This is a genomic window from Corallococcus exercitus, from assembly GCF_003611585.1.
Lineage (GTDB): Bacteria > Myxococcota > Myxococcia > Myxococcales > Myxococcaceae > Corallococcus > Corallococcus exercitus.
In genome coordinates this window covers 1-24,680 of sequence record NZ_RAVW01000108.1, presented here as the reverse complement: position 1 = coordinate 24,680, position 24,680 = coordinate 1, and the positions used below count along the sequence as shown (strand labels likewise).

The window sequence follows — 24,680 nt, the reverse complement described above, 5'->3', positions numbered from 1 at the left end:
GTGCTGTCCATGAAGGTCGCGGCGGCGCCGGACCTGCGGCCCCAGGTGGCGCGGGCGGTGGTGGGCGCGGACCTGGAGCTCTTGCGGCTGGACGCGAACGAGGGACAGCTGGAGGCGCTGTTCCTGCGCCTGACACACGGGCAGGAGGTGAAGGCGTGAAGGCGCTCCTGATTGCGCGCCGCGAGCTGGCCGGCTACCTGCGCACGCTCAGCGGCTACGTCATCCTGGCCATCATCCTCGCGGTGAACGGGCTGTTCTTCAACGCGTACGCCCTGGGGGGCGCGAGCAAGCGCTCCGCGGAGGTGCTGTCCGGCTTCTTCTACTACTCGAGCGGCTTCACCATCGTGGCGGCCATCCTCGTGTCCATGCGGCTGCTCGCGGAGGAGCGGCAGACGGGCACGCTGCCGCTGCTGTACGCGTCGCCGGTGCGCGACCGGGACATCGTGCTGGGCAAGTTCCTGGCGGGGCTCGCGTTCCTGGCGCTGTACCTGCTGCTCACGCTCTACATGCCGCTGCTGGTGCTGGTGAACGGCAAGGTGTCCTTCGGGCACGTGTTCGCGGGCTACCTGGGGTTGCTGCTGCTGGGCAGCGCGTCGCTGGCGGTGGGGACGTTTGGGTCGTCGCTGGCGAAGAACCAACTGCTCGCGGCCATCTTCTCCGCGGTGATGCTGGTGGCGCTCATCCTGTGCTGGCTGCTGGCGCGCATCACCGAGCAGCCGCTGTCGGACGTCTTCAGCGCGATGTCGCTGTGGAACCAGCACTTCCCCCCGTTCCAGGCAGGGCTCATCCACGTGCGGGACGTCGTCTACTACCTGGTCGTCACCTACGTGGCGCTGTTCGCGGCGACACGGGTGCTGGAAGCGCGGAGGTGGCGATGAGCACGCCGGCCTCTTTCGGGACGGGGCTCGCCGCGACGGGTGCGTTCGTCGCGGGGCTCATTGCCGTGTTCCTCGCGGAGCGCGTGCTGGGCGTGGGCTCCGGCCGTGTGGCGCTGGCCGCGCTGGGCACCGCGGTGGTGGTGGCCGCGACGGCGTGGAGAGCGGTGCGGATGATTTCAGCGCCCCCCGAGCGGCGCGCGCTGGAGCGGTGGGTGCTCACGCTGTACGTCGTGGGGCTGGCCGCGCTGGTGCTCTACTTCGTGAAGGGGGACGTGGGGACGGCGCTCTTCGGTGAGCCGCTGTCGCGTTCCTCTCCGAAGCTGTCAGGGGTGCTGGCGGTGTTGTTCCCGGCGCTGCTCCTGTGCTCGCTCGTGCCGCTGGTGATGGTGGAGGCCGCGCTCGTGGCGATGGCGCGGGCGCCGGTGCCGGAGACGGGCCGGGTGAAGAGCGCGCTGTTCTCCGGACTGGGCGTGGCGTTCGTCGTCGTGTTCGCGTTCGCGGCGACGTACGTGGCCACGCAAGCGGACGCGAGCTGGGACCTGTCGTACTTCCGGACCGCGAAGGCGGGGGATGCCACTCGCAAGCTGGTGCGCGGCCTCAACGAGCCGCTCCAGGTGACGCTCTTCTTCCCTCCCGCCAACGAGGTGGGCGAGGCGGTGCGGCAATACTTCCGCGACCTGGAGCCGGAGAGTCCTCAACTGGGCGTGGAGGCGTTGGATCAGGCGGTGGAGCCCGCGCGCGGCAAGGCCCTGGGGGTCAGCAGCAACGGCTCCGTGGTGCTGGCGCGCGGCGACCGCAAGGAGATCCTCACGTTGGGCCTGGATCCGGAGCGGGCGCGCGGGCAGCTCCAGCGGCTGGACGCGGAGGTGCAGCGGCGTTTGCTGGCGGTGGCGAAGCCTCGTCGCATCGTCTACCTCACGGGCGGCCACGGGGAGCGCGCCGACACGCGGCCCGTGCCGGGGGAAGCGGCCCGGCCTTCGGTGGCGCAGTTCAAGGAGCTGCTGCGCTCGCAGAACGTGGACGTGCGCACGCTCACGGTGGCGGAGGGGCTGGGCACGGCGGTGCCGGGCGACGCGGCGATGGTGGCGGTGCTCGGGCCCACGCGGGAGTTGCTTCCGGAGGAGGCCGCCGCGCTGCGCGAGTACTGGGAGCGGGGCGGCCGGCTGTGGATCGCGCTGGAGCCGGATGGCGCGGCGCTGGAGCCGCTGCTCAAGCCGATGGGGCTCAAGTCGCTGCGCGTGCCGCTGGCGAACGACCGCGTGTACTTCCGCACCACGCGGCAGCAGAGCGACCGGGGCAACCTGGGCACGGCGAGCTTCTCCTCGCACCCGTCGGTGACGTCGCTGTCCGCGCTGGGGTCGCAGGGCGCGGTGGCGTTCGTGGGGGCGGTGGCGCTGGAGCCGGTAACGCCGCCCGTGCCCGGCGTGTTGCTGGACACGAGCGTGCGCGCGCACGGGGAGACGTTCGCGGACCGCAACGGCGACTTCGAGCCGGAGCCGGGTGAAGTGACGAAGGCGTGGCCGCTGGTGGTGGCGGTGGAGCGGCCGGTGGGGGAGGGGAAGCCCGCGCCGCGCGCGGTGGTGATGGCGGATGCGGACGCGCTGGGTGACGGCATCCTGGGCAACGTGGGCAATGCGTATCTCGCGGTGGACACGCTGCGGTGGCTCTCCGGCGAGGAGGCGCTCTCCGGCGTGACGACGAGCGAGGAGGACGTGCCGTTGCAGCACACGCGCTCGCAGGACGTCGTGTGGTTCTACGCGACGGTCTTCGGGATGCCGGTGGCGGTGCTGGCGGTGGGCTTCTTCGTGACGCGGCGGCGCGGACGGCGAGCGCCCCGGAGCGCCGCGGCGGTGGGAGGTGCGCGATGAAGGCGCGCGACGTGGCGGTACAGGGAGTGCTGGCGGCAGTGGCCCTCGTGGCCGCGTTCTTCGTGTGGCAGCGAGAGCCTGCCCGCGCACCCGGTGAGGTGACGGTGGAGGACGCGCAGCCGAGCGCGCTCGACCGCATCCGGTACGACGAGGAGACGCGCTTCGTGGAGCTGTTCCGCGATCCCCAGGACCGCGACACCATCTGGGTCCGCTTGGGTAGCAAGCCCGCGAAGCCAGGCGCTGGAGCGCAGAGCACCACGGATGCGGGGGGCCTCGCCCAGGCAGCCAGCGACGCGGGAAGTGCCGCGCTCGACGCGGGAGCCAATCCGCACACCAACGCGGGCTCGCTTGCGTCGCTCCCCGATGGAGGAGCCAATCCGCACACCAACGCGGGCTCGCTTGCGTCGCTCTCCGATGGAGGAGCCAATCCACGCGGCAACGCGGGCGCGGTCGCGGCGGCCTCCGATGGAGGAGCCAATCCGCGCATCAACGCGGGCTCGCTTGCGTCGCTCTCCGATGGAGGAGCCAATCCACGCAGCAACGCGGGCGCGGTCGCGGCGGCTTCCGATGGAGGAGCCAGTCCGCACATCAACGCGGGCGCGGTCACGGCAGCTTCCGATGGAGGAGCCAATCCGCGCACCAACGCGGGCGTGCTCGCAGCAGCCTCCGATGGAGGAGCCAGTCCGCGCATCAACGAGGGCGCGGTCGCGGCGGCCTCCGATGGAGGAGCCAGTCCGCGCATCAACGCGGGCATGCTCGCAAGCGCCTCAGCCGACGTGGGGACCCCCGCGAGCCCCGCTTCCGTGCCTCCGCCCCGCGAGCTGCGTGGCAACGACGTCGCGCTGAAACTGTTCGCCCGCCTTGCTCCGCTGCGCGCGCAGCGGGACCTGGGCGTCCTGGACGACGCGAAGCTGGAGGAAATCGGCCTCGCGAAGACGGAGCGCGGCCTGACGCTCACGCTCGACGGGACTCCCCGGACGTTCCGCCTCGCCGCGCCCGCTTCGGGCTGGGGCGCCCCCTACCTCCAGCGCACGTCCGACGGCCACGTCTTCCTCCTCGGCCCCGCGCTGCTCACGGACCTGGAGGCCGCGGCCAGCCGGCTCGTGGACCGGCGCCTGCACACCTTCGACGTGGATGGCTTCGACCGCGTGGTCATCTCCACCGGCACCGCGTCCCGCGCGTTCATTGCCAGTGGCAAGCCCCCGGGCGCCGTGCAGCTGTCGCCCGTGGACGCCCCCGGCACCCCGGATGACTTCGCCCGCAACTGGCACGACCGCCTGTGGCGCCTCACCCCCGTGGAGCTCCTGGGCCGGGGCGAAGCCCCTCCGGGCCCCGCCCCCACGCCCGCCTTCCGCGTGGAGTACCAGCGCGCCGGCAAGACCGTGGGCGAGCTCTCCATGGCGAAGGCGTCCGACAACTCGTGGTACGCGCGCACGGAGTTCACCCCCGGCTGGGTGCGCATGGGCGGCGGCCTGGAGCTCCTGGCCGAGGATGCCGCGAAGCTCACCGCGCCGCGCTGAGGCTCACGGCGCGGCGGACGCCGTCTCCACGTCCAGCCGCACGTCCACGAAGCTGTAGGCCGGCCACGGCCCCGTGAACCGGAACGTGTACGCGTCCAGCCGCGCCACCAGCGACTGCACCCGCGCCTCGAACGCGGCCACCCGCGTGCGGTCCACCAGCCAGGCCGCGTTCCACATCATCCGCTCACCCAGGGGCGGCGCCTCGTGCGTGGCCTCCGCCAGCGGACGCAGCCCCGCCCTCAAGCCGTCCAGGTCCTTCGTGGTGCAGTCGCGCAGCGCTGCCTCCAGCCGCGCCTCGTGGTCCTCCTCGGGCTCGGAGGGGCCCCGGGCCAGCCCGGGCTGCTCCTGCTCCAGCCGGCGCATCAGCGCGTCGCCGTGGCAGTAGACCTTCAGCCCCAGCTCCACCCGTCCCTCCAGCTCGGACAGCGCGCGGGTCAGCGGCGCGCGCGCCACGCGCAGGAGCTCCCGCACGCGCTCCTCCGACGGCAGCACCGTCCCGAAGGCCACTGGCACCAGCGTGTGCTCGCGCACCACGGCCTCCGTGACGCGCTGGTGCATCAACAGGTGCTCGCGCGTGGGCACCACCCGCGGGCCCGCGACGTCGGACACCAGCGCCGCGAGGCCTCCCTCCCGCACCGTGCGCACCGGGGCCCCGCCCAGGCCCGCGAGGTCCGGCTCCCATCCGCCGTCCTCGCGCACGACGCCGTAGAGGTAGTGCGCCCGTGCCTCCCGCGAGGACTCCGCCGGGGTCTTCGTCGTCATGGCGTGCCCACCTCCGTGCAGAAAACGGCTTCAGCGCGCGGCTGCCGCGTCGCGCCGGGCAATCATCTTCTTCACCTGGTCCACCAGCGCGTCCGGCAGGCACGGCTTGGTGACGTACGCATCACACCCGGCCTCGTTCGCGTCGTCCGTATGGCCCTTGAGCGCATGCCCCGTGAGCGCCACCACCGGGATGCCCTTCGTGCGCGCGTCGCCCTTCAGCCGGCGCGTCGCCTCCCAGCCGTCCATCACCGGCAGCGACAGGTCCATCAGGATGACGTCCGGCACCAGCTCGAAGGCCTTGTCCAACGCCTCCTGGCCATTCTTCGCCTCCGCCACGCGGAAGCCGGAGAACTCCAGGTACTCCGCGTACATCTCCCGGGCATCCTGGTAGTCATCCACCACCAGGACGAGCGGCTTCTGTTTTTCCGGGCTGTTCGTCATGTCCGTCTCGCGCGTCTTGGAAAGTGCAGGGTGAAGGTCGAACCCTGGCCCGGGGCGCTCTGGAGGGAGACGCGGCCCCCCAGCATCGCGGCCAGGCGGCGGCAGATGGAGAGGCCCAGGCCCGTGCCCCCATAGGCCCGCGTCGGCGAGCTGTCCACCTGCTGGAAGTCCTCGAAGATCTTCTCCTGGTTCGACACGTCGATTCCAATCCCTGTGTCCTTCACCGAGATGGCCACGGTGCCGGTGGCGTTCTGATACTCCGCCGCGATGTGCACGCCGCCCTCGTGCGTGAACTTCAGCGCGTTGGACAACAGGTTGAGGACGATCTGCTTCACCTTCTGTCGGTCGCTCCACACCCCCGGCAGCCCTTCGTCCAGCCGCGTCTCCACCGTCAGCTTGCTGCGCGCGATGATGGGGTCCATCTCCGCCATCACCTCCTGGAGCAGCTCCGGGATGCCGAAGTCCGACAGGTGCAGCGGCATCCGCCCCGCCTCGATGCGGGTGATGTCCAGGATCTCGTTGATGACCTCCAGCAGGTGCCGCCCGTTGGAGTCGATGCGCGTGAGGTTCCTTCGCTGCGGCGGCGTCATCTCCCCGGACACGCCCTGCAGGAGCATGTTCGTGTAGCCGAGGATGGCGTTGAGCGGCGTGCGGAACTCGTGCGACATGTTGGCCAGGAACTGCGACTTGGCCGCGCTCGCCTGCTCCAGCTGGATGGCCTGCCGGCGCAGCTTCTCGTTCTGCTCCGCCAGCTCCGCGGTGGCGGACTGCACTCGCGCCTCCAGCTCGCTGGAGACCTCCTTCACGCGCTCCAGAAGCCGCGCCCGCTCCAGCACCTCCGTGCGGTCGTGGAAGACGGTGACGATGCCCGTCAGCTCGCCCCCGTCGCCCAGCACCTTGTTGGCCATGGCCTCCATGGGCACGGGGGAGCCCGTGGCCGGGTCGTCCAGGGTCAGCTGGCTCTTCCAGCGCGACACGCCCGCGTTCACCGGCCCCAGCAGGTTGGCGAGGAAGGACGCGAAGAGGGCGATGTTGGTGCGCACCCGCCGCAGGGTGGACTCGTCCGCCGCGCCCTCGCCCGCCGCGCCCTGGGCCTGGGGCCACGCGAAGAGGCGCTCGGCCGGGTCGTTCATCATCACCATGCCGCCCGCCGGGTCGGTCAGGATGATGGGGTCCGCCACCGAGTCCAGCACTCGGTCCAGGCGGTGGCGCTCGCTGCGGGCCTCGCGCTCCGTGGCGCGCAGCTGCCGGTAGCTCTCCCCCAGCGCCTGCGTGGCGCGGCCCAGGTCCGTCAGGTTGCGCAGCACGCTCACCACCACGGACGGCCCGTCCGGCGCCAGCACCGGCGTGGTGACCAGCTCGAAGAGCAGGTCCATGCCCTCCAGCGGATCCACCAGCGGCACCTCGCGCCGGTGCACCGAGGTGCCGCCCTGCGCGAGCGTCTCCCGGAACAGGCGCTGGTTGAGCTCCACCGCCCGCATGCGGCCGGGGCTCGCGTCCGGGCCCGCCACCAGCAGCCCTTCCGCGCGGGCGTTGGCGAAGAGCAGCGTGCCGTCCGTGTCCGTCAGCAGCACCGGGTCCGACACCGCGTTGATGACCCGGCGCAGGAGCCGGTCCGGCTCCGGCCGGCGCGGCGCCCGCGCATCCGAGGCCAGCTGCCGGGCCAGGTGCGGCCCCGCCGAGGACGCCACCCACGCCACGTCCTCCGGCACGGCCGGGCCGGGCAGCCCCACCATCAGCAGCGCGGCGGCCGTGGCCCCGGGCCGGCCCAGCGGCACCGCGAGGAACCCGCCCGGCATCGCCGCGCCCTCCAGCGCGTCCGCGGCCAGCCACCGCGCCCCGGGCCGCGTGCGGAAGGTGGCGAGCGGCGAGCCCGGCGCATCCCACGCCCTGGCCAGCGCGGCCTGCTGCGCGCCCGTCAGCCCTTCGCTGGCCAGGCACACGGAGGCGCCGGCGACTTCGCCCGGCCCCACACAGGCGGCCGGCGCGCCATGCCTGCGCGCGAGCCAGTCCACGACCGCTCGCGCACAGGCGACGGCGGACTCGCAGGCGAGCAGGTGCTCGGCGAGCACGAGGCGCGCCCCGGGATCAGCTTCGGCGGGGGGCAGCGGGGCTGGGGAAGCCACGACCTTACGCTCCGGGTGAAGAGGGACGCGGGGAACGACCGCGTTCCAGCGAGTCTGCGGTGCGGACCTCCGAAAATGCCACCACGATGCGCGCCTCCCCGTCCCAGGGCGTGGCGCGACCCAGGGCCCCCAGGGCCGTGGGGTCGAAGCGCAAGCCCCTGTCCAGCAGGCGGTCCAGCACGTCCACCAGGCTGGCCCCACCAGCCACGCGTTCCACGGGCATTCGGCACATGCTCCTTGGGTCCGCCCGGCGCGGACCTTCGGGTCCAGGGGGCGTTTTAACGCGCTGGCGTCCGCGCACCCCAGCCCCGTCCTCGCCCGGCCCCTGACTGACCAACACCCGGGGCGGGGCTCTGTTGGGTCGCGTACACCCGGCGCTGGGCAGCCAGCCGGGCAGGGCTCGGCAGGCGTGGCTTATGCCCTGGGAGGCGGATTCCTAGCCTTTCGTCATGAACGACGAGCGCCAGCACAAATCCCTCTGGACCGTGACGACGCTGCCCCGGGACTTCCCCTCCCTGCCTGGCGACCTGGACGTGGACGTGGCCATCATCGGCGGCGGCATCGCGGGCCTGACGACCGCCTGGCTGCTGAAGCGCGCCGGCAAGAAGGTGGCGGTGCTGGAGATGCACCGCGTCCTCTCCGGCCAGACGGGACAGACGACGGCGCACCTCACGGAGCTGCTGGACACCCCGTACACCACCCTCTTGAAGGACTTCGGGGAGAAGGGCGCCCACCTGGCCGCGTCCTCCAGCCGGGCCGCCATCGAACAGATCGCTTCGCTGGTGGAGACGCTCTCCATCGATTGCGGCTTCACCCGCGTGCCTGGCTACCGCTACGCGGAGACGGAAGCCGAGCTGCGGGAGCTGCTGCATGAAGTCTCCGCGGCGCGGCAGGTGGGGCTCCTGGCGTCGTTCACCAAGGACGTGCCGCTGCCGTTCCCCGTCAAGGGGGCGCTGCGCGTGGAGGACCAGGCGGTGTTCCACCCGCGCCAGTACCTGCTCGCGCTCGCGGACCGCATCCCGGGCGACGGCTGCCACCTCTTCGAGAACACCAAGGTCCTGGACCTCCACGACGGCACGCCCTGCCGCGTCGTCACGGAGAAGGGCACCGTGACGGCGAGGGCCGTGGTGCAGGCCACCACCACGCCGCTCAACCGCGTGGCCATGCACACCAAGCTCTACCCCTACCGCACCTACGCGGTGGCGGCCCCGCTGGAGGGGCCGCTGGAGCCGGGCCAGTACTACGACAGCCGCGACCCGTATCACTACATCCGCACGCAGCAGGTGGACGGCGTGCCCTACGTCATCGTGGGCGGCGAGGACCACAAGGTGGGCAGCGAGGAGGACACGGAGTCGTGCTTCGCCGCGCTGGAGGCGTACACGCGGGAGCGCCTCCCCGTGAAGCGCATCACCCACCGCTGGTCGGGCCAGGTCATCGAGCCCGCGGACGGCCTGCCCTATATCGGCCGCAACGTGGGCAGCCGCCACGTGTACGTGGCCACGGGCTTCTCCGGCACGGGCATGACGTTCGGCACGCTCGCGGGCATGGTGCTGTCGGACCTCATCCTCGGCAACGAGAACCCCTACGCCGCGCTGTACGACGCGGGCCGCGTGAAGCCCAAGGCGGGCGCCAGGGACTTCATCCAGGAGAACGCGGAGGTGGCCTTCCGCTTCGTCGCGGACCGGCTGGCCAGGCCGGACGGCCACCACCTGGCGGACGTGAAGCCGGGCGAGGCGAAGATATTGGAGGTGGAGGGCCGCAAGGTGGCCGTGTACCGCGAGGACGACGGCACCGCGCACGCGGTGTCCCCCGTGTGCACGCACCTGGGCTGCCACGTGCACTGGAACAACGCGGAGCGCACCTGGGACTGCCCCTGCCACGGCGGCCGCTTCAGCCCCACGGGCCGCGTGCTCAACGGCCCCGCCGTGAAGGACCTGTCGTCCGTCAAACTTCCGGTGAAGTGAAAAGTGCGTCGGGGTGGGGCTTCCCTTCGGGCGAGCCCACCCCCATCTATCAGCACATCCATTTCATTCACGGGGGCACGAATGAACGCGCTGGAGCTGATCAAGCAGCAGCATGAAGAGGTGTCCAAGCTCTTCAAGAAGTACGAGAAGCTGGCGGATCACGCCGACGAGGAGCGCCAGGAGCTCTTCGAGCAGATCGCCGACCGGCTGGGCGCGCACGCGAAGATTGAGGAGCTGTACCTCTATCCGGCCATCAAGAAGGACGACACGGAAGATGACCTGCGCGAGGCGGTGGAGGAGCACCTCTCCGTCAAGCGCCTCATCGCGGACCTGCTGGGGATGGACGCCTCCGACGAGGAGTTCGACGCGAAGATGAAGGTCCTCCAGGAGCAGGTGGAGCACCACGTGGAGGAGGAGGAGAAGGACCTCTTCAAGGCGGCGCGGAAGATCCTGACCAAGGATCAGCTCGACGACCTGGGCGTCCAGCTGGAGGAGGAATACGACGCGCTGATGGAGGGCGAGCCGCGCAACGACGTGCCCGAGGAGACGGAGCAGGCCGCGCCCATCTAGCGCGCCGCGTTCGCAAGCAAGACAGGGGTTGCGCGTGGCGTGGGGCCGGGCAGCATGCGGCCCATGCCGCGCGCTCCTGTTTCCGCCCCCGTCTTGCTGCCGGATGCCTTCACGCCCGCCGTGCGCCGCGCCCTCGTGCGCGCGGACCCCACGCTGGGCACGCTGTTCAAGACGGTGGGCCCGTTCCGCTTCGAGCGGAGCCCGCTGCACAGCCCCTTCGAGGCGCTGGCGCACTCCATCGTCTACCAGCAGCTCCACGGCCGCGCGGCGGCGACCATCTTCGGCCGCGTCTGCGAGCGCGTGGGCAAGGGCAAGGCCTTCACCCCGGAGAAGCTGCTCGCGCTGCCGGACGCCACGCTGCGCGAGGCCGGGCTGTCCGCGAACAAGCTCTTGGCCATCCAGGACCTGGCGCGCAAGACGGTGGACGGCACGGTGCCGCCGCTCGCGCGCGTGCGCCGCATGTCCGACGCGGACCTCATCGAGCACCTCACGCAGGTGCGCGGCATTGGCCAGTGGACCGTGGAGATGCTGCTCATCTTCCGCCTGGGCCGGCCGGACATCCTCCCCGTGGACGACTTCGGCGTGCGCAAGGGCTTCATGGTGCTGCACGGCCTGAAGGAACAGCCCAAGCCCAAGACGCTGCTCGCTTATGGCGAGCGCTGGCGCCCCTACCGCAGCGTGGTGAGCTGGTACCTGTGGCGGGCGGCGGACCTGCCCGTGGGCACCTTCGCACCGCCGGAGGCCAGCTAGCCGAGCGAGGGCCGGGAGCGCACCGTCCCTTGTCTTACCGCCCGGGCGTCCTCACCCGTAAGGGAACGGAGGAATCCCGCGCATGCGTGCACTCACCTACCAAGGTCCCTATCGCGTCCAGGTGGAGCAGAAGCCGGACCCGCGCATCGAGCACCCCCAGGACGTCGTCCTCAAGGTGACCCGCGCGGCCATCTGCGGCTCGGACCTGCACCTGTTGCACGGGCTGGTGCCGGACACGCGCGTGGGCTGCACCTTCGGCCATGAATTCACCGGCGTGGTGGAGGAGGTGGGCAAGGAGGTCGCGCAGTTGAAGAAGGGCGACCGCGTGGTGGTGCCCTTCAACATCTCCTGCGGCACCTGCTTCTACTGCCAGCGCGGCCTCACGGGGAACTGCGAGAACAGCAACCCCGGCAGTGACGTGGCCTCCGGCGTCTACGGCTACTCACATACCACGGGCGGCTTCGACGGCGGGCAGGCCGAGTACGTGCGCGTGCCCTTCGCGGACGTGGGGCCCATGAAGATTCCGGACGACATGGACGACGAGTCCGTCCTCTTCCTCTCCGACATCCTGCCCACCGGCTACCAGGCCGCGGAGATGGGCGAAATCAAGGGCGGCGAGACGGTGGTGGTGTTCGGCGCGGGCCCGGTGGGCCTCTTCGCGATGAAGTCCGCGTGGCTGATGGGCGCGGGCCGCGTGGTGGCGGTGGACCACGTGCCGTACCGCCTGGAGTTCGCGCGGAAGTTCGCCAACGTGGAGACGGTGAATTTCAAGGAGGTGGGCGACATCGTCCTGCACCTCAAGGACATGTTCGACGGCCGCGGCCCGGACGTCTGCATCGACGCGGTGGGCATGGAGGCCGAAGGCTCGCGCGCGCACCGCGTGCTGGGCCTGGGGCTGAAGCTGGAGGCCGGCGCGCCCACCGTCATCGAGTGGTGCATCAACACCGTGCGCAAGGGCGGCAACGTCTCCATCATCGGCGTGTACGGGCCGCCGTGGAACTTCGTGCCCATTGGCACCGCGATGAACAAGGGCCTGACGCTGCGGATGAACCAGGCGAACACGCGCCGGTACATGCCGCACCTCTTGGAGCACATCCAGCAGGGCCGCATCGACGCGAAGGGCATCATCACCCACCGCTTCCCGCTGGAGCAGGCGCCGGACGCCTACCACCTGTTCGCGCAGAAGCGCGACGGGTGCGTGAAGTGCGTGCTCATGCCGCACGGCCACGCGTGAACGACTGACTTCATCCGCTCGCAGGCAGGAGGCACGCCATGCCCCAGAAGACGACGCAGAGACAGAGCCGCGCGAAGAAGAACGGCGCCCCGAGGACGCGGGCGAAGGCGAAGCCGGCCCCGGCGGTGGAGAAGCAGGCCCAGGCCGTGGACCTGGACCCCGCCAACCGCCCGGGCGTCCCCATGGAGACGGCGCCGAAGCCGCTGGCGGGGGCGCGCGTGCCCATCGCGCTCCAGCACGCGGACGTGCCGGTGTTCAAGCACGCGGGCCGCAAGGTGATGCCGCCGGTGTTCGGCACCGCCCAGCCCCCGAAGGGGCTGAGCGGCCTGTTGCGCAAGGCGGCCTACGCGAAGCCGGACCACAAGCCCGGCCACTGGATGCTGCTGCTGCTGGCGGACCGCGTGGACGTCTGGGAGCACCGGCTGCGGAGGTCCCTTCCATGGGCTGCACCTTCCGCGGCGGTCCTCGTCGCCGGCCTGATGTGGCGCGCGCGCAGGGCTTGAGGACGGCTCAGGCGTCCCGGCCGTTGTAGGCGAAGGGCTTGAGCGTGGACAGGTCCACGCCGTCCACGCAGCGCAGGTTGACGGCGTACATCGGCTTGCCGTCCGGGCCCTTGCCGGTGGCGTAGGACTCCACGCCGCAGGTGGGGCAGTGCAGGTGGTTGATGACCTTCTTGTTGAACTGGTAGCTCTTCACCACGTCCGCGCCGGAGAGGGACTTGAACTGCTCCGGCGGGACGAACGTCAGCACCGAGCCCAGCTTGTGGCAGATGGAACAGTTGCAGGTCACCACCTGCGCCAGGTCCGTGGTCGCCTCGTAGCGAACCTGTCCACAGTGGCAACCGCCCGTATACGTCTTCATCTCCGCCATGGTGCTTCCTCCGTGCTGCGTGATGCCCGGGCCGGAAGCGTGCGCTTCCGCCCACCCGGTGCGTGTAGCGCGCATCAATGAACGGAGGCGGCGGGGACCGCAAGCGCGCCGGTGGCCTCCGGGCGCGCTTGCGGCGGTGCGTCACGTCAGTCCGCGTACGTCGTGATGGAGATCATCCGCACGAAGCGGCGGTCCGTGCTCACCGCGGCGATGGCGAAGCCCTGCGTGTAGCCCGGGGCGCCGCACCCGCGGCAGCTCCAGCCCGTCCTGTAGAGCCGGTTGCTGTTGCGCGAAATCTGCGTGATGTAGGCCACCGCGCCCTCGACTTCGTCCACGTTGTAGCTGTAGGCGCTGAGCTGCCCGATGAGCTCCCGCACGGTGATGGGTTCGAAGATGCTGGCCTGCGGACCGAAGGCGTTGCTGAACGCCTCGCCCAGCGTCTGCTGGTTGGCCACGCCCTGGCCGTTGGGGATGTAGCCCTCGTAGATGCGCGCGTAGGAGAACGAGCCGGTGGCGCCGAACAGCACCGCGGGCGTCTGGGCGACGGGGTACAGGTTCAGCGGGTAGCCCGTGACGAGCGTGTCGTTCACCTCATGGAAGTCCGCGAAGTACTTCGCCGCGGTGCCCGTCATGGCCTGCTGGAAGGGCGTGTCGTTGAGGCGGGTGGTGAGATAGGCGCGCTCGGCGCTGTCCACGCCATAGCCGGCGTCGTTGAAGAACGCGTCCAGCGCGTTGCGGATCTCCGAGCGCAGGATGGTCGCGCCGCCGGGGCTGGTGGTGCTCTTCGCCGCGGTGATGCTCGCCTCGAAGGCGGGGATGCTGGTGGTGGAGTCGGCCAGCGCCGGAGCGGAGAGCAGCATCAGACCGCCCAGGAGGGACTTCATCGACAGGGTCTTCATGGGAACCTCTTCATTCGCGGCCCGCGGGACGGGCGCGCGTTCAGGATGGAGTGTTGTCTGCAATCTTTCGTGGCGGCGCTGCGTCAGCCTCAGTCAGAGGCGGTCATCACGTTGACCATCCGCACGAAGCGGCGGTCCGTGCTCACCGCCGCGACGACGTAGCCGGCCGTGTAGCCCGGCGCGCCGCAGCCCCGGCAGCTCCAGGTGGAGTAGTAGAGGCGGTTGCTGTTGCGCGAGATGGCCGTGATGTACGCCAGGGCGCCCTCCACCTCGTCCACCGTCGGCGTGCCGGCCACGGTGTGCCCGCTCAGGAGCGCCAGGAGCTCCTTCACGGTGATGGGCTCGAAGATGCCGGCCTGCGGGCCGAAGCTGCCGAACGCCTCCATCAGGATGGACTGGTTGGCCACCACGCCCTGGCTGCTGGGGATGGCGCCCTCGCGGATGGAGGAGGAGGAGGCCAGCGGACCGGTGGCGCCGTACAGCGACGCGGGCGTCTGGGCCACGGGGTTCATGGCCCACTGGGCGACCGGGGCGGTGGCGTCGTTCAGCTCATAGAAGTCCGCGTAGTACTTCGCCGCGGTGCCCGTGAGCGACTGCTGGAACGGCGTGTCGTTCAGCCGGGTGGTGAGATAGGCGCGCTCGGCGCTGTCCACGCCCGTGGGGCCACCGGTGTCGTAGAGGAACGCGTTCAGCGCGTTGCGGATCTCCGAGCGCAGGATGGTCGTGCCGCCGGGGCTGCTGGCGCTCTTCGCGGTGGTGATGCTCGCCTCGAAGGCGGGGATGCTGGTGGTGGACGTGGCGAACGCCGCCGGAGCGGAGAGCAGGGCCAGCGCGCCCATCAGCGACGTCATCGACAGGGTCTTCATGGGGACCTCTTCATTCGCGGCCCGCGGGACGGGCGCGCGTTCAGGGGGGAACCGCATACGACGCGGTGGCGAGTACCACGCTCCCCTGACACGTCCGGCGTGAGGTTCCTGTGACGCGTGCGCCCGTGACACGCCCGTGATGGAGCGTGTCGCGAGCCTGGAATGTTTCACGGAACAGGCTGGGCGGCGCCGCGTCGCCTCAGTCGTCCCCGAAGTCCGCCGTCCACACGGACACCATGCGCACGAAGCGGCGATCCGTGCTCACCGCGGCGATGACGTAGCCCCGCGTGTTCCACGGCGAAAAGCTGCACCGGCGGCAGGTCCAGTCCGCGGCGTAGAGCCGGTTGCTGTTGCGCGAAATCTGGGTGATGTACGCCACGGCGCCCTCCACCTCGTCGACGGAGGGGATGCTGCCCTTGATGGAGGTGGTGCCGAGCCGCTCGATGAGCTCCTTCACGGTGATGGGCTGGAAGGGACCGACGGGCGGCTCGAAGTAGGTGCTGAACGCGGTGCCCAGCGTGGTCTGGTTGGCGATGCCCTGACCGTTGGGGATGTAGCCCTCCTTGATGTCCGCGTTGGAGGCCAGCGGTCCGGTGGCGCCGAACAGCGACGCGGCGGTGCCGGAGACGGAGCCCTGGTACAGCGGATGGCTCGTGAAGGTCGCGTCGTTCAGCTCGTAGAAGTCCGCGTAGTACTTCGCCGCGGTGCCCGTGAGCGACTGCTGGAAGGGCGTGTCGTTGAGGCGTGTGGTGAGGTAGGCGCGCTCCGCGCTGTCCACGCCCACGGGGCCACCGGTGTCGTAGACGAACGCCTCCAGCGCGGTCCGGAGCTCCGAGCGGACGATGGTCGTGCCACCCGGGCTGCTGGGGCCCTGTGCGGCGGTGATGCTCGCCTCGAAGGCGGGGATGCTGGTGGTGGAGGTGGCGAACGCCGGAGCGGCGAACAGCATCAGACCACCCAGGAGCGACGTCATCGACAGGGTCTTCATGGGGACCTCTTCATTCGCGACCCGTGGGACGGGCGCGCGTTCAAGGGGAGAACCGCGGACGACGCGGTGGCCAGTACCACGCTCTCCCGACCCGGTGCGCGCGTGCGGCTCCATTGACGCGAGCGCCAATGATGAAGCGTGTCGCGAGCCTGGAAACTTTCACGATGATGCGGGCTGTGCGGCCGTGGGCTCGGGCGCGCGGCGGCGCAGGGGCGCGAGCAGCGCGAGGAACGCGGCGGACAGCGCGACGCCCAGGAGGAACATGTTCGCGTAGCCCAGGTTGCCGTACTTCGGATCCGCGAGCACTCCCGCCAGCGGCCCCGCGGGCGCCTTGCCCGCGACCTCCACGCTGGCCAGCAGCGTGTAGTGCGTGGCGCCGATGCGCCGGTCCGTGCGCGACATCATGAACGCGAACATCACGGTGGTGAGCGCGCCGCCGAAGAACTCCTCGGTGAGCGTGACGCCCAGCACGCCCGCGTCGCTGACGCCCGCGCGCGTGAGCAGCCACCGCCCCGCGAGCGGCAACAGGCGCAAGCTGCCGGTGAGCGCCACCGCGCGCAGCAGCGGCAGCCGCGCGGCGAGGATGCCTCCGCACGTGGAGCCCAGGAGCGACGCGGCGGTGCCCCACGTGCCCACCCACAAGCCGATCTGCGCCGGCGTGTAGCCCGCGTCCACGAGGAAGGGCTTGTAGAGGACGTCGGACATCGTCTCGCCCAGCTTGTATGTGCCGATGAAGAGCAGGAGCCACCCGGTGCCCGGCACGGTGAGCGCGGTCCGGATGCGGGCCCAGAGCGCGGGCCAGTCCAGCTTCGGTGACTCGTGGCCTTCGTGCTCGCGCGGAGGAGGTTCGCGCACGAAGAGGACGACGGTGAAGACGGCCATGCACAGCGCCGCCATGGCCAGGAACAGCCCGGACCAGCCGATGCGCGAGCTGGCCCACACCAGGAGCCCGCCGCCGGTGAGCATGCCCAGCTTGTAGCCCACGACCTGCGCGGTGTTGCCCGGGCCCAGTTCCTCTGGACGCAGGAGGTCCACCGCGAAGCCGTCCACCGCGATGTCCTGCGTCGCGGCGAAGAGGTTCATCACGAAGATGAGGCCCAGGAGCAGCGGCATCGAGCCCCGGCCCGCCGCGAACGCGGCCCCGACGCACGCGAGCGCCAGGCCCGCCTGCATGGGCAATATCCACGACCGCCTGCGGCCGATGCGCGCGGAGCCGTAGCGGTCCACCAGCGGCGCCCACAGGGCCTTGAGCATCCACGGCAGGGACAGCGCGCCCGCGAACCCCAGCGCGGCCAGGGACACGCCGCGCGTGCGCAGGTAGACGGGCAGCGCCGTCACCTGGAAGCCGAAGGGCAGCCCCTGCACGAAGTACAGCGCGCACAACAGCCACAGCCGGGACGGGATGCGTCGCATGGTCGGGGACGGAGCATAGGCGCGCCCTCCGCCCTCCGTCGCGGGCCTATACTCGCCGTTCCAGTCACCACCCAGGGAGACGCATGCCGGAGCGAGCCGAAACCGAGTCGGGACTCATCGTCGTGGAGCTGTCCGCCGAGCACGAGCTGGAGGCGGACCACGTGGACGCCGTGGTGGAGGTGAAGGCCTCCGAGTTCTTCACCGGCAACGCGGCCTTCACCAACGCTCGCGAGGTGGCCTCGCTGGTGAGCAAGATGGAGGAGCTGGGCGTGCCGGCCTCGGCCTTCAGCCTCCAGGCGGTGCAGGCGGAGACGTCGGAGGGGCTGCTCTCGCGCTCCTCGTCCGCGCGCTACACGGTGCGCATCCGCCTGGTGGACATGGGACGGGTGGGGGACGTGCTCGCGGCCATCTCCGGTCTGAAGCAGGCGACGCTGCGCGAGCTCCGGTGGGGCTACACGCGCGAACTGGAGGCCCGGCAGGACTGGCTGGAGGCGCTGGCCCGCGAGTCGGTGAAGAAGGCGCGCCGCGTGGCGGCCGGGCTGGGCGTGGCGCTGGACGGACTGCACCGCTTCTCCGAGCGCACCTGGGAGTCGCAGACGCGCGTCTTCGGAGTCCGGGCCGGCGGCTACGGTGGGGACGAGGACATGCGACCCATGGCCTCCACGGTCAGTTCCTACAGCACGGCCCGCTCCTCCGCGGGCATGGGCTTCACCGTGTCCCACCGCAAGAAGGTGCAGGTGATGGCCACGGCGGAGTTCCGCACGCATCCGGCCCCCGGCTCCTGAGCCCGGGGCCGGGCGTCCGGCTTCACGGCGTGGCGCCGGGCGTGTGCTTCATCACGAGTGCTTCCAGCCGCTGGAGCGCCTTGTCCAGCGTCTCCCACGACGGGCCGAAGGACAGGCGCACGTAGCTGCGGAAGCGGCTGGCCCGCGCGCGGCGCTTGCCGGGGTTCACGTCGAAGAACTCACCGGGCACGGTGATGACCTTGTGCTCCAGCGCGGCGCGGAAGAAGGCCATGCCGTCGTTGAGCGGCGCGGGCAGCCCGGACAGGTTGCCCCAGACGTAGAACGTCCCGTCCGGCGCCCGGTCCGTGCGGATGCCCAGCCGCTCCAGCCGCGAGTGGAACCTGTCTCTCTTCTCCCGGAACGTGGAGTGGATGGCGCGCGTCTCCGCCACCACCGTGTCCTCCTGGAGCAGCGGGATGGCCGCGCGCTGCAGGGGCCGGCTGCCGCCGCCGTCCAGGAAGCTGCCCGCGCTGGAGACCGTGTCGATGACCTGCCTGGGCCCCACCGTCCACGTCATGCGCCAGCCCGGGTAGCGCCAGTTCTTGGTGAGCCCGTCGAAGAGCACCACCGGGTCGCGGTTCACGTCCTCCACGTACCGCGCGGCGCTCTCCACCGGCAGCACGCCCGGGCGGCCCGTCCAGACGTAGTGCGAATAGAACTCGTCGATGAGCAGCGTGCACTCCAGCTCGCGCGCCACGCCCACCCACCGCGCCAGCTCCTCCCCCTGCACCAGCTTGCCGGTGGGGTTGCACGGGTTGGAGAAGAGCAGCGCGGACAGCCCGCGCCCTTGAATCTCCCGGCGCAGGTCGTCGTGCGTGAAGGCGTAGCCTCGCTCGCCCTCCAGCAGGATGGGGATGGCGGTGAACGCCTTGAAGACGTCCAGCAGCTCTTCGTACGCGGTGTAGTCCGGCAGGAAGTGGCCCAGGTTCACCTGGCCCAGGCTGGCCGCGGCGCGGGTGAGGGCCGCCCTGCCGCCGCCGGACAGGCACACGTTCTCCGCGCTGTACTGGCTGGACATCCCCTTGCGGTAGAGCCGGTTGTAGAGCCCCGCGATGGCCTCGCGCACCTCCCAGAGGCCCGCGACGGGCGCGTACTCCTGGTCCGCCATGTCCACCGTCACCGCGTTCACGCGCGGCGGGGCACCGGGCAAATCTCCCGTCTCCGGCTGCCCCTGGCCCAGGTTGCACCAGTCCGGGTCGCCGGGACGGTAGCCGCGGCGCGTGGCCTCGGCGGTGACGAAGATGACGCCCGTGCGGGGCACGGTGCGAAACGCATGCAGGGGGATGCTGTCGCTCACGAGGAACACGCTAGCGCGCCCCCTGCTTCGGCGCAGCCTTTAGCCTTCCAGGGAGGCCCTGAGGAACCAGGCGTGCTTCTCGAACTCGGTGATGATGCCCGTGAAGAGGTCCACCGTGTCGGTGTCCTTGAGGCCTTCGGCCGCCGTGCGGCTGTCGCGCAGGCCGGCGAGGTACACCTCGATGCGCTCGGCCAGGAGCTTCACGTGCTCCAGGTCGCGCGAGGTCTCCTGCGGGTACTCGGGCAGGCGGCTGTGCTTGCCCACGTGGCGGCTGGTGCCGTACGCGCGCCCGCCCAGCGTCACCGCGCGCTCCGCGATGGAGTCGTTGTGGTTGGCCAGGCTCACCGCGAAGGTTTCGAACAGCGGGTGCAGCGCGGCGAACTGCGGGCCCTTGATGTTCCAGTGGGCGACCTTGATCTGCGAGTGCAGGTCCAACCCATCCGACAGCCGCTCGTTGAGGGTGGCGGCGATGGCGGTGCGGGCCTGCTCGGAGAGGGGACTGGGGCTCTTGTAGAGGGCCATGACGGACACGTTCCTTTCGGGTGAGAGGAAAAGACAGCGCCCCCCGGTGTCATCCACCGGAGGGCGCAATCACAGCTCAGGGATAACGACGAGGGGACTAGGACTCCAGCCCAACCGCCGCCGCGTGGATGACGCTCGCGATGCGGACCGCATCGTGCACGTGCTCCTCGCTCAGGCCGCCTTCCAGCACGACCTTCTCATGCGACTGGATGCACATCTCGCAGCCGTTGATGGCGCTGACCGCGAGGCAGACCAGCTCGAAGTCCACCTTGTTGGTCAGCACCTGGGCCAGCCGGTTCATCCGCAGACCGGCGCGCTTGGTCGCGTACGACTCCTTCCCGACCATGTGGCGGAACCGGTAGAAGACGTTGTTCATCGCCATCAGCGAGGCCGCCGCACGCGCGTCCTCGATGACCGGCGTGGCCTTGTCACCCAGTGCCTGCTTCGCCTCGTTGACGATGGCCTCCTTCAGCCGCTCGTTCCGGGCGGCGAAGGCGCATGCCACGGCCGTCCCCCAGCGCTGCTCGGGGGTGAGGCTCCCTCCCTCCAGGACGGCGGAGAGGTTGAGGCGGGTGTCCTTGTGGGCGTCCGCGAGCTCGCTGCGGACGACTTCGAGCGAAGCCATGGTGCCTTACCCCGCCTTCTGCAGCTTCGAGGTGAGGGTCTCCTCACCCTTCTGCCAGTTGCACGGGCACAGCTCGTCGGTCTGGAGCGCGTCCAGCGTGCGGACGGTCTCCTTGACGTTGCGGCCCACGGACAGGTCGTTCACGGACACGTGGCGGATGATGCCCTCGGGGTCCGCGATGAACGTGGCGCGCAGGGCCACGCCCTCTTCCTTGTGCAGGATGCCCAGCGCGCTGGACAGCTCGCGCTTGATGTCCGCCAGCATGGGGAAGGGCAGGTTCTTCAGGTCCGGGTGGTGCGTGCGCCACGCGTGGTGCACGAACTCGCTGTCGGTGGACAGACCCAGCACCTGCGCGTCGCGGTCCTGGAAGTCCTTGTTGTGCTTGCCGAACTCCGCGATCTCCGTCGGGCAGATGAACGTGAAGTCCTTCGGCCACGCGAACAGGACGGTCCACTTGCCCTTGTACGTGTCGTTGGAGATGTCCTGGAACTCCTTGTTCTTCTCCAGGCTCACGGTGCCCTTCAGCTTGAAGTTCGGAAGCTTGTCGCCAACGGTCAGCATGGGTTTCGACTCCTTGGGGATGGGGGGCGGGCCACCGTGGTCCACCCCAGAGGTTGTGATTGCTACCGGGTAAAGCATCCACCGTGCCAGTGCTTCAATTGCCCTGATGTCAGGGGGTTACGTCTTCCCCGGACATCAGCACCGGCGGGGCGGTGGCGCTGGGATGGTGAATAACGAAATCCCGGTGCCTTTCGCCACTGCAATTTCGGTGGGCCGCTATTATCGCTAACACATGCCGGATGAACTGATGGGACGCCACCCGGAAGTGACGCAGGATGCTCGGGAGCTGGTCGAGCTGGCAACCACCGAAGAAGGGGTGGGGGAGCTGCTCCGTCGGGGATTGGACTGGCTGACGCGCGTGGTGCCCTTCGACCTGGCCACGCTGTTCCTCCTCAAGGAGGGAAAGCTGGAGGCGGTGGCGGCGCGCGGCCCGCTCGCCAACCAGGCCGTGCGCAAGCACTCCCTGCAGCTGTCGGACTTCCCGTCGCTGAAGCAGGCGCTGGAGACGCGGCGCGCGCGGGCGTTCACGGAAGAGGACCACTCGCACGGGGATGGGGACCCGTTCGACGGCGTGCTGGATTTGCCCGTGGGCCACGCGTGCATGGTGGTGCCGCTGTGCGCGGGGGAGCGCTGCTACGGCGTGCTGACGTTGGACCGCGCGCAGTGTGAGACGTACGCCCAGCCGGTGGTGGACCTGGTGGAGGTGTACGGGCAGATGCTGGCCACGGCGCTCCAGAGCGCGGAGCAGCGCGCGGTGGTGGAGCGGCTGCACCGCCAGGACCACGAGCACGCGAAGTTGCTGGAGTCGCAACTGGGCGGAGACTCCGAGGGCATCCTGGAGTCGTCCCTGAGCCCGGTGATGCGCGACCTGTCCCGCCGCGCGCGGCAGGTGGCGGAGACGGACACGCCGGTGCTGATTACCGGGGAGACGGGCACGGGCAAGGAGCGGCTGGCGCGGGCCATCCACCGCTGGAGCTCGCGGGCGGACCAGCCCTTCGTGTCACTCAACTGCGCGGCGATTCCGGCGGGCCTGCTGGAGAGCGAGCTGTTCGGCCACGTGAAGGGGGCCTTCACCGGCGCGAACCGCGACCGCGCGGGCCGCTTCCAGATGGCGCACGGAGGCACGCTGCTCCTGGATGAGATTGGCGAGCTGCCGGTGGAGCTGCAGGCGAAGCTCCTGCGCGCGCTCCAGGAGAAGACCTTCGAGCCGGTGGGCAGCGACAAGACGGTGCGGGCGGACGTGCGCATCCTCGCGGCGACGCACGTGGATCTGCACCAGGCCATCGCGCAGAAGCGCTTCCGCGAGGACCTCTTCTACCGGCTGAGCGTCTTCCCCCTGCGCTTGCCGCCCCTGCGTGAACGGCGCGAGGACCTGCCGCAGCTCACCGTGTTCCTCCTGGAGGAGCAGGCGAAGCGCACGGGCCGGCGGGGCATGCGGGTGACGGCGTCGGGGCTGGCGCGGCTGGCGGCATACGACTGGCCGGGCAACCTGCGTGAGCTGGCGAACGCGCTGGAGCGCGCCACCATCCTCACGCGCGGCCAGGAGCTGACGGCGCAGTCCTTCGACCTGCCGGGGGAGCGCGCGCGGGAGGTGCCGGTCCCGGCGACGGTGGAGGAGACCCCGGCGCCGCTGCCCGCCGGGGCGAAGGTGCCCACGCTGGCGGCGGTGCAGCGCGAGCACATCCTGCGGGTGCTCACGCTCACCCGGGGCCGCGTCTACGGCGAGGGCGGGGCGGCGGCGCTGCTGGGCCTCAAGCCGTCCACGCTGCAGAGCCGGATGAAGAAGCTGGGCATCGCGCGGCTGGAGGGCTTCACCGCCGCCGAGGACGCGTGACGCGAGGTCAGTGCCAGCCGCTGTCCTCGCGGGCCTCGCGGCGGTCCTCGCGCGTCTCCTGGCGGTTCTGCGACTGCTCGGCGCGGGCGAGCTGGACCAGGTCGGCGATGAGCATGCGCTTGCGCGTGAGGCTTCCGCTGTCCAGCCGGCCGTAGAGGTTGTTGAGCTCCTGGGAGATGGAGCGCGTCTGCTGCAGCGCGCGGGACTCCTGGCGGGCGTCGCGCACGTCGTCGCGGTGGTCCTGGCGGTCGTCGCGGCGGTAGCCGTCGTGGCGCACCTCGCGAGCACTCGTGCGCGCCTCCTTCTTGTCCTGGGACAGCTCGCGGCGGGACTCGTTCAGCTCCGACGCCACGTAGCCGCGCAGCTCCTCTTCCACCTGGAGCAGGTCGCGGCGCGCGGAGCGGCCGCGGGCGGAGTCATAGCGGGCGAGCAGCGATTCCAGCTGACGCAGGTCGTGGTGATCATCCCGCGTCTCACGCGCGTCCTGCCGCAGCTCCTGGCGGTCCTGGACCTGCTCGCCGTGGTTGTTGCCGCGGGGACCGCCTGCGTGAGCCAGGGCCGGGAGGGACAGCGCCATCGTTGCCAGCAGCCACTTCGCCATGGGGGAGGCTCCTTCAAGTGCGTCGGATGCCAGGATGGACGCGGCTTCTCGCCGCGAATTCATGGCCGGAGCCCTCCCCAGGGGTGGGAGCGGGGCCTACGACACCGCGGGTGCGGCCGGGCGCGGCTTGGAGGGCTCCACGGGGTAGTGGGCCTCCTTGCCGAAGGGCTGGTCGAACAGGTGTGGATCCGACTGGCGCGAGCGGAAGAGGTCCACGATGTAGTTCATCCGCTGGTCCAGCTTGCTCCAGTCCTTCGCGGCGGTGCCCTTGAGGCTGTCGGGCGTCTTGTCCATGCGGGCCAGCAGCGCCTTGAGCTTCGGGTCCTCGATGGTGCGCAGGTGCGGCGGGAAGAGCGTGGACTCCATGCCCGGAGGGGGCGGCAGGTCATTGCCCAGCTTCAGCGCGCCGCCGGGCACCGCGAGCTTCATCATGTGCTCGGTGGCGATGCCCCGGAACGTACCGGCCAGCGCGTCCACGAGCGGCTTGGTGGCCAGGTCCACCGCACCCGACTTGATGGCGGCCTTGGCGGCGAGGTTGGCGGGGAAGGGCAGGGCGTTGGCGCCCGCCTCGATGCTCTTCTTGAGGATGTTGGCGAAGACCTCCTTCACCGGCGCGTTGAGCGCCTTCTCCACGTAGCCCTGGAGCTGGGTCTGCTCGTGCAGGCCCACGGTGTCATTGGCCAGGAGCATGAGCTCCGCCTTCTTGTTCGGGTCCTTCTCGAACATGGCCTTCGCGTAGTTGCCGAAGGCGTCCTTGAGCAGCGGCTTGTCCTTGGGGAAGCCGTCCAGGTACTTCTGGAGCTTCGCCGGGTCCAGCTGGGTGTCACCCTGGAAGGTGTCCACGAAGCGGGCGAACTCGTGGCCCACCTCCCGGAAGACGAACTGGTTGCCGTCGCCAATGGCCTTGCTGACGTTGTTGAGTGCGTCCGCGCCGGCCTTGGCGATGTCACCGGTAGGCATGGCGGGCAGGCCCAGCTTGCGCAGGAAGTCATCCACCTTGGACAGGGCCTTGCCCACGACGCCGCCGCCTTTGAGGACGTCCACGAAGGCCTTGGGCATGTCCTCCTGGCGGATGCTCACGCCGGCCTGCTTCGAGGCCCACGTGGCGTAGGTGGACCAGTTGGCGTTCTCCTTGCCCAGCATCGTGCCCATGGCGTCGGACAGGTCGTGGTAGCCCTGGGTGATGGCCAGGTTGCGCGCGACGGGGTCCTTCATCGCGGCGATGTTCGCCACGTCCTTGGCGGTGGGGTAGCTGCCCGGCGTGGGGCGCGGGCCGCCCTGCTTGGGCTGTCGCTTATACACATCT

General features: G+C 70.5%; 25 protein-coding genes. 10 read left to right on the top strand and 15 right to left on the bottom strand.

The window, feature by feature from the left end; all coding sequences use genetic code 11:
* Nucleotides 1-155 precede the first annotated feature (155 nt).
* The 3 genes from D7W79_RS15770 to D7W79_RS15760 are packed head-to-tail and all read left to right on the top strand — an operon-like array spanning nucleotide 156 to nucleotide 4,266.
* The gene (locus tag D7W79_RS15770; RefSeq protein ID WP_120526198.1) at nucleotides 156-878 is read left to right on the top strand and encodes an ABC transporter permease; all 723 of its coding nucleotides are present in this window, start codon (nucleotides 156-158) and stop codon (nucleotides 876-878) included.
* The gene (locus D7W79_RS15765; RefSeq protein ID WP_120526201.1) at nucleotides 875-2,746 is read left to right on the top strand and encodes a motility-associated ABC transporter substrate-binding family protein; all 1,872 of its coding nucleotides are present in this window, start codon (nucleotides 875-877) and stop codon (nucleotides 2,744-2,746) included. The genes D7W79_RS15770 and D7W79_RS15765 overlap by 4 nt, the downstream gene beginning before the upstream one ends.
* On the top strand, nucleotides 2,743-4,266 hold the full coding sequence (locus D7W79_RS15760) for a hypothetical protein (RefSeq protein WP_208729742.1): 1,524 nt from the start codon (nucleotides 2,743-2,745) through the stop codon (nucleotides 4,264-4,266). Before D7W79_RS15765 ends, D7W79_RS15760 begins: the two co-directional genes overlap by 4 nt.
* Nucleotides 4,267-4,269: 3 nt before the next feature.
* Here the strand turns inward: D7W79_RS15760 and D7W79_RS15755 are convergent, their stop codons facing one another.
* The 4 genes from D7W79_RS15755 to D7W79_RS15740 are packed head-to-tail and all read right to left on the bottom strand — an operon-like array spanning nucleotide 4,270 to nucleotide 7,818.
* Nucleotides 4,270-5,028 (bottom strand): GvpL/GvpF family gas vesicle protein, encoded by a 759-nt coding sequence (locus D7W79_RS15755; protein WP_120526197.1) that lies wholly within the window; start codon nucleotides 5,026-5,028, stop codon nucleotides 4,270-4,272.
* A 30-nt stretch (nucleotides 5,029-5,058) separates the two neighbouring features.
* A complete protein-coding gene (locus D7W79_RS15750; RefSeq protein WP_120526196.1) occupies nucleotides 5,059-5,469 on the bottom strand; it encodes a response regulator in 411 nt (136 codons plus the stop codon).
* Nucleotides 5,466-7,595, bottom strand: a complete 2,130-nt coding sequence (locus D7W79_RS15745) for an ATP-binding protein (protein ID WP_120526195.1) — start codon at nucleotides 7,593-7,595, stop codon at nucleotides 5,466-5,468. Before D7W79_RS15745 ends, D7W79_RS15750 begins: the two co-directional genes overlap by 4 nt.
* Nucleotides 7,596-7,599: 4 nt before the next feature.
* Nucleotides 7,600-7,818 carry a hypothetical protein gene (locus D7W79_RS15740; RefSeq protein ID WP_120526194.1) on the bottom strand — a complete coding sequence of 73 codons (219 nt, stop codon included), beginning with the start codon at nucleotides 7,816-7,818 and terminating at the stop codon, nucleotides 7,600-7,602.
* Nucleotides 7,819-8,044: 226 nt separating this feature from the next.
* Here D7W79_RS15740 and D7W79_RS15735 point away from each other — a divergent pair, with 226 nt between their 5' ends.
* The 5 genes from D7W79_RS15735 to D7W79_RS15715 all read left to right on the top strand — a co-directional run bounded on the left by D7W79_RS15735 (nucleotide 8,045) and on the right by D7W79_RS15715 (nucleotide 12,616).
* The gene (locus D7W79_RS15735) at nucleotides 8,045-9,559 is read left to right on the top strand and encodes an FAD-dependent oxidoreductase (RefSeq protein ID WP_120526193.1); all 1,515 of its coding nucleotides are present in this window, start codon (nucleotides 8,045-8,047) and stop codon (nucleotides 9,557-9,559) included.
* Between the two features lie 81 nt (nucleotides 9,560-9,640).
* Nucleotides 9,641-10,129, top strand: a complete 489-nt coding sequence (locus D7W79_RS15730; RefSeq protein WP_120526192.1) for a hemerythrin domain-containing protein — start codon at nucleotides 9,641-9,643, stop codon at nucleotides 10,127-10,129.
* Between the two features lie 63 nt (nucleotides 10,130-10,192).
* Nucleotides 10,193-10,879, top strand: coding sequence for a DNA-3-methyladenine glycosylase family protein (locus tag D7W79_RS15725; RefSeq protein WP_120526200.1), 687 nt, complete (start codon nucleotides 10,193-10,195; stop codon nucleotides 10,877-10,879).
* An 82-nt stretch (nucleotides 10,880-10,961) separates the two neighbouring features.
* A complete protein-coding gene (locus D7W79_RS15720) occupies nucleotides 10,962-12,113 on the top strand; it encodes a zinc-dependent alcohol dehydrogenase (RefSeq protein ID WP_120526191.1) in 1,152 nt (383 codons plus the stop codon).
* A gap of 38 nt (nucleotides 12,114-12,151) precedes the next feature.
* A complete protein-coding gene (locus D7W79_RS15715) occupies nucleotides 12,152-12,616 on the top strand; it encodes a hypothetical protein (protein WP_120526190.1) in 465 nt (154 codons plus the stop codon).
* 7 nt (nucleotides 12,617-12,623) lie between these two features.
* On the opposite strand, the gene D7W79_RS15710 is transcribed toward D7W79_RS15715, so the two are convergent.
* From D7W79_RS15710 to D7W79_RS15690, 5 genes are all read right to left on the bottom strand, one after another.
* On the bottom strand, nucleotides 12,624-12,983 hold the full coding sequence (locus D7W79_RS15710) for a GFA family protein (protein ID WP_120526189.1): 360 nt from the start codon (nucleotides 12,981-12,983) through the stop codon (nucleotides 12,624-12,626).
* A 146-nt stretch (nucleotides 12,984-13,129) separates the two neighbouring features.
* A complete protein-coding gene (locus tag D7W79_RS15705; RefSeq protein WP_120526188.1) occupies nucleotides 13,130-13,882 on the bottom strand; it encodes a hypothetical protein in 753 nt (250 codons plus the stop codon).
* Between the two features lie 89 nt (nucleotides 13,883-13,971).
* Complete coding sequence (locus D7W79_RS15700; RefSeq protein WP_120526187.1) at nucleotides 13,972-14,748, bottom strand: hypothetical protein; 777 nt, start codon at nucleotides 14,746-14,748, stop codon at nucleotides 13,972-13,974.
* Nucleotides 14,749-14,947: 199 nt separating this feature from the next.
* Nucleotides 14,948-15,736 carry a hypothetical protein gene (locus tag D7W79_RS15695; protein WP_120526186.1) on the bottom strand — a complete coding sequence of 263 codons (789 nt, stop codon included), beginning with the start codon at nucleotides 15,734-15,736 and terminating at the stop codon, nucleotides 14,948-14,950.
* A 159-nt stretch (nucleotides 15,737-15,895) separates the two neighbouring features.
* Nucleotides 15,896-17,149, bottom strand: coding sequence for an MFS transporter (locus D7W79_RS15690; protein ID WP_120526185.1), 1,254 nt, complete (start codon nucleotides 17,147-17,149; stop codon nucleotides 15,896-15,898).
* A gap of 83 nt (nucleotides 17,150-17,232) precedes the next feature.
* Here D7W79_RS15690 and D7W79_RS15685 point away from each other — a divergent pair, with 83 nt between their 5' ends.
* On the top strand, nucleotides 17,233-17,934 hold the full coding sequence (locus D7W79_RS15685; protein WP_120526184.1) for an SIMPL domain-containing protein: 702 nt from the start codon (nucleotides 17,233-17,235) through the stop codon (nucleotides 17,932-17,934).
* Nucleotides 17,935-17,956: 22 nt separating this feature from the next.
* On the opposite strand, the gene D7W79_RS15680 is transcribed toward D7W79_RS15685, so the two are convergent.
* From D7W79_RS15680 to D7W79_RS15665, 4 genes are all read right to left on the bottom strand, one after another.
* The gene (locus D7W79_RS15680; RefSeq protein ID WP_120526199.1) at nucleotides 17,957-19,231 is read right to left on the bottom strand and encodes a pyridoxal phosphate-dependent aminotransferase; all 1,275 of its coding nucleotides are present in this window, start codon (nucleotides 19,229-19,231) and stop codon (nucleotides 17,957-17,959) included.
* A 39-nt stretch (nucleotides 19,232-19,270) separates the two neighbouring features.
* On the bottom strand, nucleotides 19,271-19,753 hold the full coding sequence (dps, locus tag D7W79_RS15675) for a DNA starvation/stationary phase protection protein Dps (protein ID WP_120526183.1): 483 nt from the start codon (nucleotides 19,751-19,753) through the stop codon (nucleotides 19,271-19,273).
* Nucleotides 19,754-19,850: 97 nt separating this feature from the next.
* Nucleotides 19,851-20,378, bottom strand: coding sequence for a carboxymuconolactone decarboxylase family protein (locus D7W79_RS15670; RefSeq protein WP_120526182.1), 528 nt, complete (start codon nucleotides 20,376-20,378; stop codon nucleotides 19,851-19,853).
* A 6-nt stretch (nucleotides 20,379-20,384) separates the two neighbouring features.
* Nucleotides 20,385-20,939, bottom strand: coding sequence for a peroxiredoxin (locus D7W79_RS15665; protein ID WP_014394422.1), 555 nt, complete (start codon nucleotides 20,937-20,939; stop codon nucleotides 20,385-20,387).
* Between the two features lie 232 nt (nucleotides 20,940-21,171).
* On the opposite strand from D7W79_RS15665, the gene D7W79_RS15660 reads away from it, so the two are divergent.
* Complete coding sequence (locus D7W79_RS15660) at nucleotides 21,172-22,773, top strand: sigma 54-interacting transcriptional regulator (protein WP_244221792.1); 1,602 nt, start codon at nucleotides 21,172-21,174, stop codon at nucleotides 22,771-22,773.
* Nucleotides 22,774-22,780: 7 nt separating this feature from the next.
* Here the strand turns inward: D7W79_RS15660 and D7W79_RS15655 are convergent, their stop codons facing one another.
* Nucleotides 22,781-23,374, bottom strand: a complete 594-nt coding sequence (locus D7W79_RS15655) for a hypothetical protein (RefSeq protein ID WP_120526180.1) — start codon at nucleotides 23,372-23,374, stop codon at nucleotides 22,781-22,783.
* A 96-nt stretch (nucleotides 23,375-23,470) separates the two neighbouring features.
* A complete protein-coding gene (locus tag D7W79_RS15650; RefSeq protein ID WP_244221793.1) occupies nucleotides 23,471-24,676 on the bottom strand; it encodes a hypothetical protein in 1,206 nt (401 codons plus the stop codon).
* Nucleotides 24,677-24,680: the final 4 nt, after the last annotated feature.